Annotated in this window: 7 protein-coding genes and 3 pseudogenes; 5 read left to right on the forward strand and 5 right to left on the reverse strand. The window is 33.8% G+C overall.

Annotation, left to right across the window (positions count from 1 at the left end):
• The first annotated feature begins 63 nt into the window (after positions 1-63).
• From AC1DIT_RS17620 to lepB, 3 genes and pseudogenes are all read left to right on the forward strand, one after another.
• Entirely contained in the window at positions 64-780 is a 717-nt protein-coding gene (locus AC1DIT_RS17620) for an NAD-dependent protein deacylase (protein ID WP_476998324.1), read from the forward strand.
• A 213-nt stretch (positions 781-993) separates the two neighbouring features.
• Positions 994-3,156: a peptidoglycan D,D-transpeptidase FtsI family protein gene (locus AC1DIT_RS17625; RefSeq protein WP_016115315.1), complete on the forward strand. Its 2,163-nt coding sequence runs from the start codon at positions 994-996 to the stop codon at positions 3,154-3,156.
• A 63-nt stretch (positions 3,157-3,219) separates the two neighbouring features.
• Positions 3,220-3,741 (forward strand): annotated as a pseudogene (gene lepB, locus AC1DIT_RS17630) (signal peptidase I).
• 59 nt (positions 3,742-3,800) lie between these two features.
• On the opposite strand, the gene AC1DIT_RS17635 reads toward lepB, so the two are convergent.
• From AC1DIT_RS17635 to AC1DIT_RS17645, 3 genes and pseudogenes are all read right to left on the reverse strand, one after another.
• Complete coding sequence (locus AC1DIT_RS17635) at positions 3,801-4,565, reverse strand: class I SAM-dependent methyltransferase (protein WP_016133045.1); 765 nt, start codon at positions 4,563-4,565, stop codon at positions 3,801-3,803.
• Positions 4,566-4,813: 248 nt separating this feature from the next.
• A pseudogene (locus tag AC1DIT_RS17640) lies at positions 4,814-5,080 on the reverse strand (HNH endonuclease); the annotation flags it as partial.
• 216 nt (positions 5,081-5,296) lie between these two features.
• Positions 5,297-5,812 (reverse strand): DUF3231 family protein, encoded by a 516-nt coding sequence (locus AC1DIT_RS17645; protein WP_016115311.1) that lies wholly within the window; start codon positions 5,810-5,812, stop codon positions 5,297-5,299.
• Positions 5,813-6,150: 338 nt separating this feature from the next.
• Between AC1DIT_RS17645 and AC1DIT_RS17650 the strand changes: the two genes are divergently transcribed.
• Both AC1DIT_RS17650 and AC1DIT_RS17655 read left to right on the forward strand, forming a co-directional pair.
• A complete protein-coding gene (locus AC1DIT_RS17650) occupies positions 6,151-6,456 on the forward strand; it encodes a WGxxGxxG family protein (RefSeq protein WP_016115310.1) in 306 nt (101 codons plus the stop codon).
• Between the two features lie 556 nt (positions 6,457-7,012).
• Positions 7,013-9,649, forward strand: coding sequence for a collagenase (locus AC1DIT_RS17655; RefSeq protein WP_016115309.1), 2,637 nt, complete (start codon positions 7,013-7,015; stop codon positions 9,647-9,649).
• A gap of 159 nt (positions 9,650-9,808) precedes the next feature.
• Here the strand turns inward: AC1DIT_RS17655 and AC1DIT_RS17660 are convergent.
• Both AC1DIT_RS17660 and AC1DIT_RS17665 read right to left on the reverse strand, forming a co-directional pair.
• A pseudogene (locus AC1DIT_RS17660) lies at positions 9,809-9,946 on the reverse strand (cell wall hydrolase); the annotation flags it as partial.
• Between the two features lie 15 nt (positions 9,947-9,961).
• Positions 9,962-10,325: GNAT family N-acetyltransferase (locus tag AC1DIT_RS17665; RefSeq protein ID WP_476998325.1), on the reverse strand; the 364-nt coding region annotated here is incomplete at its 5' end.

Consider the following 10,325-nt stretch of genomic DNA (forward strand, 5'->3'; position numbering starts at 1 on the left):
GTATAACGCCTGCTATGGACAAATGTTATAATAAAGGAAGGATTATACATAGAGGTGAGAGCAATGCAGCAATATGAAGAAGTTCGTTCTGTTATAGAAAAAGCAAATAAGATTACGGTATTAACAGGTGCTGGTGCAAGTACAGAAAGTGGCATTCCTGATTTTCGCTCAGCCAATGGTTTATATGCAGATGCTAAAGTTGAAATGTACTTATCTAGAGGGTATTATAACCGTAATCCAAAAGAATTTTGGAAGCATTACAAAGAAATATTTCAAATTAATACTTTCCATCAATACAAACCAAACCGTGGGCATCAATTTTTAGCAAGTATAGAAGAGCAAGGAAAAGATATTGTGGTGTTAACACAAAACATTGATGGTCTGCACCAATTAGGAGGGAGTAAGCATGTAATAGATTTGCATGGTACACTCCAAACGGCTCATTGTCCAAAATGCAAAACGAAATATGATTTGCAATATATGATAGGCCATGAGGTACCACGATGTGAAACATGTAATTTTATTTTAAATCCAGATGTYGTTTTATAYGGWGATACRTTACCACAATATCAAAATGCAATAMARCGTTTATATGAAACRGATGTATTACTTGTTATGGGAACTTCGTTAAAAGTGCAGCCAGTTGCATCGTTCCCGCAAATTGCAAAAAGAGAAGTAGAGGCAACAACAATTTTAGTGAATGAAGAGTTAACGGGTCAAGAGTATTATTTTGATTATATCTTTCAGCAAAAAATTGGACAGTTTGTAGATCAATTTTAAATGATGTAGGAAAAACGAGATAAGAGGTATTTATCTCGTTTTTTTTGGAGCTTAAATTTTCTAAATTTTCTTTAAAAATACTATAAATTATATTATCTATGTGCTTTAATATTATTAATAGAGGAGATTTTTATATCCAGATGAGAAAGTATGGTTTAATTTTTGTTATTTATGAGATAAAGATACTTTAGACCATAGAAAGAGGAGAGCATAATGAAAAAGAAAGAACAGAAAAAGGAAGAACAGAAAAAGAAACGGAAAAAGAAAACCCATATTCCTTTCCGATTAAATGTGTTGTTTTTCTTTGTATTTCTTATGTTTTCAACTGTTATTGTTCAATTAGGTAAGGTTCAAATTATTGATGGTGAGACTTATAAAAATGAGGTGGAAAAAAAGGGAGATTTAACGGTTAGTACTCCCGTTCCACGTGGGAAAATTTTTGATCGAGAAGGCCACTCGATTGTTGATAATAAACCATTACGGACAATTACATATACAAAAGTGAAAGGTGTTAATTCAGAAGAGATTTTAAATACGGCAAGACAACTTGCGAAGATGATTGAAATGCCGCAGGAGGCTATAAATAAGTTAACAGAGGTAGATAAGAAAGATTTTTGGATGCAATTACATAAGAAACGTGCAGCAGAAAAGGTTACAAAGGAGGATGAAAATAAATTAAGAGCAAAAAAAATGGAGAGAAAAGAATTAGATAAAAAGGTGGAAGAAATTAGACGTGAGCGAATTACAGCGGAAGAGTTAAATGAACTTACCCCACAAGATATAGAAGTATTAGCTATTAAAAGTAAAATGAATGCAGGATATAATATGACTCCTAAAATAATAAAAAAAGATGTAAAACCAGAAGAATATGCAGTAATTAGTGAAAATTTAGCAAATCTTCCAGGTGTGGATACGACCGTAGATTGGGAACGTGAGTATCCATATGATAAAATACTTCGTTCAGTACTTGGAAACGTTTCAAGTGCTGATGAAGGACTACCGAAAGAGCAATTAGATTATTATTTAGTTCGTGATTATAACCGCAATGATCGGATTGGAAAGAGTTATATTGAAAAGCAATACGAAGATGCCCTACACGGTATGAAAGCACAATCGAAAAATATTACAGATAAAGAAGGGAAAATACTTCGTACTGAACAAATTACGAAAGGGAGAAGTGGCAATAATTTAATGCTAACAATTGATATGGAATTGCAAAAGAAAGTTGAGGAAAGCATTGAAAAAAACTTAATGGCGTTCAAAGCTGTAGAACCAATGTTGGATCGTGCCTTTGTGGTAATGATGAATCCTAAAAATGGACAACTTTTATCAATTTCAGGAAAAAAACTAGTAAATAAAGATGGAAATATTCAAGTAGAGGATTATGCCCTTGGTACAATGACAAGTTCATATGAATTAGGTTCAACAGTCAAGGGAGCTACGCTACTAACAGGTTATCAAACGGGTGCGATTAAGCCATTTACTCATTTTTACGATGCACCGATGACATTTAAAGGGACAACAAAAGCAAAGAAATCATGGAAAGATTTTGGTGATATTGATGATGTCAGAGCTTTACAAGTATCTTCTAACGTATATATGTTTAACACAGCTTTAAAGATTGCGGGGATTGATTACGTACCGAATAGTCCGTTAAATATTAAACAAGAAGTTTTTAATAAAATGCGTTATCATTTTGGGCAATTTGGTTTAGGCGTTCCAACGGGGATTGATTTACCCAATGAGACTGCGGGACAACGGGGAAGAAAAGATAATACACCAGGATTCTTACTTGATTATTCAATCGGTCAATATGATACATATACACCGCTTCAGCTTGCGCAATATATTTCGACGATTGCGAATGGTGGTTATCGTATGAAACCACAAATTGTACAAGAAATTAGAGAGCAACCGAATAAAGCTGAGGATATAGGCAAGGTAGTTCAATCAATGGAACCGGTCATCTTAAATCGTGTAGATATGGACATATCCTATATTAATCAAGTGAAAGAAGGATTTAAGAAAGTGTTTCAAGAAGGCGATGGAACCGGTGTAGCACACTTTCAAAATCTACCGTATAAACCTGCTGGAAAAACAGGAACAGCAGAAACAGTGTATGGTGGTGATAGTAATATAGGTAAGGATGAAAATGGAGATAGAAAAAAGTGTTATAATTTAACCTTAGCTGGTTACGCACCTTATGACTCTGATCCAGAAGTTGCATTTTCTGTTGTTGTACCATGGGTAAACGATGATAAATCAGGGATTAATTCTAAAATTGGAAGAGAAATTTTAGACGCATATTTTGATTTGAAAGTGAAAAGAGTCGGTGGAAATCCAGTACCTATGGAACAGCCGAATAAACAGCAATAAAAGATTTTTACATTTACATAGAATAACAGGACAGTGAGGTATTTTAGGGGATGAAGGAAAGTCATGGAGCAGATTACTAGAAAAGAGTGGGGCAAACATATTTTGCTTGTATTCGTTATAATTGTTATGATTCAGTCTTTTACATTGTGTAAAGTAGAAGGGAAATCGATGCAGCCAACCTTACAAGAGGAAGATTATGTGTTTGTAAATAAAGTTGCTGCGCATTTCCCCCCTCTGCAACATGGGGAGATAGTTGTGATAAAAAACGCGGACGACTCTAAATATTATGTGAAGAGAGTAATTGGACTACCAGGCGAAACAATAAAGATGGAAAATGGCACACTATATGTAAATGATAAAGAACAAGATGAGCAATATATAAATAGAGAGTTATTTCATAAATCCGAAGTATTTTTAGAGTATAAAAAAACGCGAATTCCTCCAAAAATTTTTTTTGTAATGGGAGATAACCGCTCTCATAGTAAAGATAGTCGGAATGGTCTTGGGTATATTGATTAATCTAGTGTTATAGGGAAAGTAGAATTTGTGTATTATCCTTTTTCTAAAGCTAAGATTTTAGAATAACAATTCATCCGAAAAAGAGTCCTAACAGGTAATGGAGCATACCTGTTAGGACTCTTTTATTATGATATTCTTATCGTTTTAATAAAAAATCGGTGTTGTTTCACATCAAAATACCCTTTTTGTAGGATAAGTTGATGTATTTTGTATAATTCATTTACATATGTTTCAGTTTTAAAATCAGGAACTTGCCAAGGAATTGCTTGTAAATAATAGACTAAAGCACCGATATCATAAAACCTTTGAACGGGAAACTCTTCTTTATATGTTAAAACTTTAAAACCATGTTGCTCGAGCTCACTTAGAGCAGTTTCTAAATTCCAATTTGTAAATTCAGAATTGAGTGGTGTCCCTAGTGCTTCATTGATTTCCGCACAATCTAAGCCACCTACTTGCTGCGTAAGAAAGATGCCATTTGGAGAAAGGATCCTTTTTACTTCGGAAACAGAGTAGGATTCGTGTTGATTTAAAATCAAATCGAATTGTCCATCATCAAATGGTAAAGTCTCATCATTGGTTACTTCTACAACCTTTACACCTAAAGGTTCTAAATTCTTTTTTGCTAATGGGATATTTGGAGAATACCCTTCAGTCGCATAAATAGAAGAAGGGAATGGTCTTAACATGGATAAGAATTCTCCACCGCCTGTTCCCATATCAAGCATAGAATTCGTGTTTTGAATAAGGGAAAAGGCCATGCTACCGTAGGACCAAGAAAGTAATTGACTCTTCATACGACCAGTTTCTGTAATAAAGGAAAAATCCCATCCAGTAAAGCTTGCGTTTGCATTTTCTAATAAGGTGAAAAATAATTTATCATTCTTCATGTTAAATCCTCCTGTTTATTATATTCGAAATAGGGTGAATATAATAAACGGGAGGAGGACCTCTAATTACAATATACGGTTGTTACGTTTCATGTTCTAGTATTTTCATATGAAATCACTCCCGACAAAAGTATATTGTTCTACCTTCTAGTTTTACAGGTATAATACCTTCTAAAAGTAAAAAATAAAATAGATGTAGCTGTACAGTGGTAATAAATAAAGTCCCATAAACGGCTGTTTTTGGTACTTTTTAAACGATCATGTACTTCGTTGTGACATTGATTACAAAGAGACTTGAGGTTATCAAAGGTTAGTGCAAGTTCTGGATGTTCCTTTACTTCTTTAATATAATGAACACAATCAGTTTTACGATACTTTCCTTTGTCTCTGCACATACAACATTCATAGTTGTCACGCTGCAAAGCCTTGAGTCTCAGCTGCCGCCACTCTTTAGATTTATAGAACTTCATAAGTTTATCAACTTTAATCAAGTTAATAAGACTCTGTTTTTCCATAACTACCACCTCACTTAAACAAAGTAAAAACCGCTACCCCTTCGGATAACGGTCTTCAAAAATAGACAAGTCATGTTGTGTGCTTCATATTTCATTACGTTTGGTTAAGGTGTTTTCACGTCTCTGCCACTTATTTTAATTCACTAATAGTCTTTATTTTCCTAGACAACCTCACTGCAACAGCCATAAAGAATAAATTGAATTTTTATTTAGGTATTATGCTTGATCTGATTGTAGAACATGTAATGGAGGCGGAATAATCCAACCTTTTTTCTTATTCAGACGAAGCAATATAGCTCCAGCTTGTGCTTTTTTCATATGAAATTGACCAAACATCATTCCAACATCTTCTCGAAGAGATTGTCCCATAGCTTGACTACATGCTACTAAACCAGCAGCAAGATCTATGGAAACTTTAGTTGCAATTTCCGCATCATTAATACGAGCACCAGGAGGAATCGTTTCAATAGATGCAACCGGTCTTTCTGGAGGTGCTGGTGGTAATGCAACTCCATTTAATTTTAATAAATTTTTTAATTCTTCAACTTCTGATTGGATATCATTCTCTACAAGATTTTCTAAAAATTTCTTTAAATCCTCGTCTCCTGTGTGGTTAATAAGAACTTGATATCCAGCAATTGCTCCCTGTGCCGCTGCAAGATAACTCCAAATCCCAAAGACTTCGCCGTAGTGCATTGGTTCATTTTGCGGATTTCCACTTAAAATACCCATTAAAATATTCCTCCTTAAAGAAATTAAACTCTTAACAAAAATGCTTACTATAGAAAAAATTTTCCTAACCATGTTCCAGATTAAAGAAAATAAGTTCTTATAACTCATAAGGAACACCTTACCCAAATATAGTAATTACCGCTCATAGGATATACTGTTATAAAAAATTTATTCTTATAAATATAAAGCAATTGACTTGATCCATTATTATCAGTACTTTTAATAATAAAAGTTAAAGATGTTTATCATAATATCAATTCAAATGGTTTTATATATTTTCAAACGAATATTGTCTAAAGGAACTGGAGACATTACTGAATATGAAAGGAGGGAAAACTATGAAGAAAAAACTGTCATCTATTTTAGGTGCCCTATTACTAACTATTATGGTTTTTAGTACAAGCGTCCATGCTGAATACGATGGATATAACACGGATAGAGTTAACAATAATAATATTACAACTCGAGTTAATGACAATAACATGAATAGAGTTAATTATGATACTAGAACTCGAAATGTGAATACAACAAATGATTTGAATAATCATCGTGATGGTAATAATAATTGGGCGTGGCTTGGTTTATTAGGACTAGTCGGTTTATTCGGTCTTAGAAAAAAAGAAAAAGAACCAGAAAGACGTTAATGTAGAACATTACATTTAACTTTAAAAGATACTTATTTATCAAAAGAATGCAAAATGAATAAATTATGAATCGCCTTTAATAAGGCGATTTTTTATTTTTTCAAAATCAATAACAATTACATAAAAACGGATACTATTAATTGGAAACAATGAATTTCTTAACTTGATGGTAATGGGATAGTGCTATATAGCCATCAACTTAAGAAAGGAAACAAAATGAATTTTCACCGGAAGTGTTTTTATAAAGGAAGAATCTCATGTCAAATAATTTATACATCATTAAATTGTTTGTGTATATTTTATTATACAGTATTAATAAAGGGTTGTTTCCTAATCATAAGATGCAACATTGGCACAGTTTTTGCTTGTATTAAATTTAAGGAAGGGGGAATGGATTTAAGAAATAAGTAGGGTGTATTATTAACAGTAAAAAAGTGACCTACCATTATCTCACTAATTTTACTAGTATCAATAGGAAAGTTGTTTAATATAGACAGATTGAATGACTTACTCTAAAATAGTCTGAATTTTTAAACTATTAAAAGGGGGCAATAGCATGGCGAAATACTCGAAATTTTATAAACTGATGCTTGGGGTTGGGCTTGTTACGATATCATGTAATGGAATGCAAATTCAAGCAGAGACAAAAGAGAAAAATACGAAGAATGTATTACAAATGGAACCGGTAGGAATACAGAAATCCGTTGATGAGTTGGCACATCCTTCGAACGTACAGGAAAATGCATCATATACAAAACGGTTAAAGTTAGCAGACTTATCGCAGCGTCCGCCAGCGCCAAAAGAGAATGCTAAACAGCTAGTTGAAGAAAAAAAATATTCGATGGCTGAATTGAATCAATTAAGCAACAAACAATTAACTGATCTTCTTGTGACAATTAAATGGTATCAAATTCCGGAATTATTTCAGTTTAATAATGATAGTTTGAAATTCTATCAAGATGATAGCCGGATGCAAGCGATCATTGATAAACTAGCAGAACAAGGACAAGCTTATACGAAAGATGATTCAAAAGGAATTGAGACATTAGTAGAAGCTCTACGTGCGGCATTTTATTTAGGTTTTTATCATGATGAATTAAGCAAACTAAATGAGCGTAGCTATCATGATAAATGTTTACCAGCTTTAAAAACGATTGCAAAAAATCCAAATTTCAAACTTGGTACATCGGAACAAAACAAAGTTATTTCATCGTATGGAAAGCTGATTGGAAACGCATCAGCTGATGCTGAAGTTATTCAATATGCCGGTGAAATCTTCAAACAATACAACGATAATCTTGCAACTTTCATTGAAGACTACACAAAAGGAAATGCTGTATATGATTTGATGAAAGGAATTGATTATGAAGTTCAGTCGTATATGTATACTACGGGCAAGGAACCAAAAGATACGATGTGGTATCGAAACATCGATAGTTTTATTAATGAAATCAGTCGTTTTGCGTTAATTGGTACGGTAACAGATAAAAACGGATGGTTAATTAATAACGGAATTTACTATGCTAGCCGATTTGGTAAGCTTCATAGTACACAGGTAAAAGGACAGCAAGTTGTTACAGAAGCGATGCGGATTTATCCATATTTAGGAGAGCAATATTTTGTTGCGGCAGAACAAATTGCTACAAATTATGGTGGAGTGGATGCGAACGGAAAAACAGTAAATTTAGATCAAATTCGAGAAGATGGTAAGAAGAAATATTTACCGAAAACGTATACGTTTGATGACGGAACAATTGTCTTTAAAGCGGGAGATAAAGTTAGTGAAGAGAAAATTAAACGTTTATACTGGGCGGCAAAAGAAGTGCGATCCCAATTTTATCGTACAGTTGGTAGCGATAAGCCGCTTGAAAACGGACATGCTGATGATGTGTTAACAATGGTCATCTACAATAGTCCGGACGAATATCAATTTAACCGTCAATTGTACGGCTATGAAACGAATAATGGCGGAATTTATATTGAAGGAATCGGAACGTTCTTTACATATGAACGTACACCGCAGCAAAGTATTTATAGTTTAGAAGAATTATTCCGTCATGAATTTACACACTATTTACAGGGAAGATACGAAGTTCCTGGATTATGGGGACAAGGTGATATGTATCAAAATGAACGCTTAACTTGGTTTGAAGAAGGAAATGCAGAGTTCTTTGCAGGCTCAACGCGATTAGATAGCGTTGTACCGCGAAAAAGTATAGTTGGCGGATTATCTAATGATCCAGCTAAGCGATACACAGCAGAGCAAACATTAAATGCGAAGTATGGAACATGGGATTTTTATAACTATTCGTTTGCATTGCAATCTTATATGTATAATAATCGCCCTGAGATGTTTGATAAAGTGCATGATTTAATTCGTGCAAATGATGTAACAAATTACGATGCGTACCGCTCTGCATTAAGTAAAGACAATAAATTAAATGAAGACTACCAATCTTATATGCAAATGCTTTTTGATAATCGTGATAAGTATACAATTCCGCAAGTATCAGATGATTATTTAGCAGAGCATAAATCAAAAGCGCTTTCAGATGTTGCAGCGGATATCACAAATGAAGCAAAGTTCAACAATGTGAAGGTAACAAAGAATAAATCACAATTCTTTAATACATTTACACTACAAGGAACATATACAGGAAGTGCGTCAAAAGGAGAAACAGAGGACTGGAAAACGATGAATCAAGCAACAAATGATATGCTGAAACATCTTTCCGAAAAAGAGTGGAGCGGATACAAAACATTGACTGCTTATTTCGTGAATTACCGTGTCAATGCCGCTGGACAATTTGAATATGATGTTGTGTTTAGCGGAGTGAATACCGAAGAAGATACTACTGTAGAAAAAGAACCGAACGATACATTTGATAAAGCGAATCCACTATCTTTGAATACGTTATTACGAGGTAACCTAAGTGATCAAGATCAAGTTGACCGGTTTGTTATTGATGTAAAGGATCCGAAAGATTTACAGATTACTGTTACGAATGAACAGAACCTTGGACTGAATTGGGTATTATATTCTGAATCAGACTTAAATAATTATGCCGCATATGCAACGAAACGCGACGGAAATAAATTACTTGGAAATTATAATGCGAAGCCAGGGAAATATTACTTGAGTGTATATAAATATGGCGGTGGAACAGGGAATTATACAGTAGAGGTAAAATAATTTAACAGTAATCCAACATTCATCCCCTTCCTCAAGCGCGTGCAGGACATAGTCCATGCGGTAGGGAGGGGATGAATGTTGGTCGTGCACAGAACGAAGTTTCTGTTTCCTTTTTAAAATTATGTATTTGTTGCACCAAAACTAGAAAAACAAATTTCTTTACTTAGCAAACACATGATTACCGATTACTGTAACAGTTTGGCGTGTGGTAATCCATTTGTCAGTAGAGGTTTTTGGATTATAAAAATAAAGTCAATCAGAATTAGCTCTTTTAGTAGAAATTGCTTCTTCAACTGCCTTTTGAAGTATCATTTAAGCTTTCTCGTTTTCCCAATCTTTTCTAAGTAACCCCATAATATGAATGTCATGGTAACTACCGAACCTAAATAATTCTTCTTTTAAATTCCCTTCTACGGAAAATCCGCATTTTTCATAAGAAGCGATAGCTCTTTTGTTGTAACTAAACACTTGGAGCTTGACTTTATTTACATTCATATAATTGAAAATAAAGTCAACCAGTATTTGCATTGAATCAGTTCCATAACCTTTCCCTTGATATTCAGGACCTATTGAAACGCCAACGTGACAAGTACCATTCTTCCAGTTCACTAAGTAAACAGCTATTGTCCCAATAAAGATTTTTTCATCTTTAAGTTCAATCCCAAACATGTAATCC

Source organism: Bacillus sp. 05T22, from assembly GCF_056396765.1.

Bases quoted from the DNA above. Each gene is read 5' to 3' on its own strand.
- AC1DIT_RS17625 (WP_016115315.1), top strand. From the start codon at position 994: ATGAAAAAGAAAGAACAGAAAAAGGAAGAACAGAAAAAGAAACGGAAA.
- AC1DIT_RS17635 (WP_016133045.1), bottom strand. From the start codon at position 4,565: ATGAAGAATGATAAATTATTTTTCACCTTATTAGAAAATGCAAACGCA.
- AC1DIT_RS17645 (WP_016115311.1), bottom strand. From the start codon at position 5,812: ATGGGTATTTTAAGTGGAAATCCGCAAAATGAACCAATGCACTACGGC.
- AC1DIT_RS17650 (WP_016115310.1), top strand. From the start codon at position 6,151: ATGAAGAAAAAACTGTCATCTATTTTAGGTGCCCTATTACTAACTATT.
- AC1DIT_RS17655 (WP_016115309.1), top strand. From the start codon at position 7,013: ATGGCGAAATACTCGAAATTTTATAAACTGATGCTTGGGGTTGGGCTT.